Annotated in this window: 1 protein-coding gene; it reads left to right on the top strand. The window is 68.9% G+C overall.

Features of this window, described 5'->3' with window-relative positions; genetic code table 11:
- On the top strand, nucleotides 1–965 hold a 965-nt coding region (locus ACQ4N9_RS26480), incomplete at both ends, for a condensation domain-containing protein (protein ID WP_430934111.1).

Raw genomic sequence — 965 nt, 5'->3', positions numbered from 1 at the left:
TACATGGTGCCGAGCTTCCTGGTGTACCTGGCGCAGCTGCCGCTGACGCCCAACGGCAAGCTCGACCGCAAGGCGCTGCCGGCACCGGACGCCAGCAAATCGCAGCAAGCCTACGTGGCGCCGCAAAGCGAACTGGAACAGCGCATCGCCGCCATCTGGCAGGACGTGCTGGGCCTGGAACGCATCGGCCTGAACGACAACTTCTTCGAGCTGGGCGGCGACTCGATCATTTCCATCCAGGTGGTCAGCCGTGCCCGCCAGGCGGGCATCCGCTTCACCCCGAAAGAGCTGTTCCAGCACCAGACGGTGCAGGCCCTGGCCGCTGTCGCCCAGCAGGGCGAGGCGGGCGCGGGCATCGACCAGGGGCCGGTGACCGGCGAACTGGCGCTGCTGCCGATCCACCAGGCGTTCTTCGACACGGCGGTGCCTGCGCGTCAGCACTGGAACCAGTCGGTGCTGCTCAAGCCGGCCCAGGCGCTGGACGGCGCGCTGCTGGAGCAGGCGCTGCAAGCGCTGACCGTGCAGCATGACGCCCTGCGCCTGCGCTTTGCGCACAACAACGGCCAGTGGCAGGCGCACTTTGCCGCCACTGCCGGCGAAAACCTGCTGTGGCAGGAGCGCACCGACGACGTCGAGGCCTTGGCCAACCGCGCCCAGCGCAGCCTTGACCTGAGCAACGGCCCGCTGCTGCGTGGGGTACTGGCGCAGCTGGAAAACGGCGAGCAACGCCTGCTGCTGGTGGTCCACCACCTGGCGGTGGACGGTGTGTCGTGGCGGATCCTGTTCGAGGACCTGCAGACGGCCTACAGCCAGCTGAGCCGTGGCGAGGCGGTGCAACTGCCGGCCAAGACCAGCTCGATCAAGCACTGGGCCGAGCAACTGCAGGCCCATGCCCGCAGCGGCGCGCTGGACGCGGAACTGGCCTACTGGCAGGCGCAACTGCGCGATGCGCCGGTGGACCTGCC

Source organism: Pseudomonas sp. ES1, from assembly GCF_050586605.1.
In the GTDB taxonomy this organism is placed as follows: domain Bacteria; phylum Pseudomonadota; class Gammaproteobacteria; order Pseudomonadales; family Pseudomonadaceae; genus Aquipseudomonas; species Aquipseudomonas sichuanensis.
Note: the sequence above shows the minus strand (reverse complement) of the source record. Positions and strands in the feature narration are given on the sequence as shown.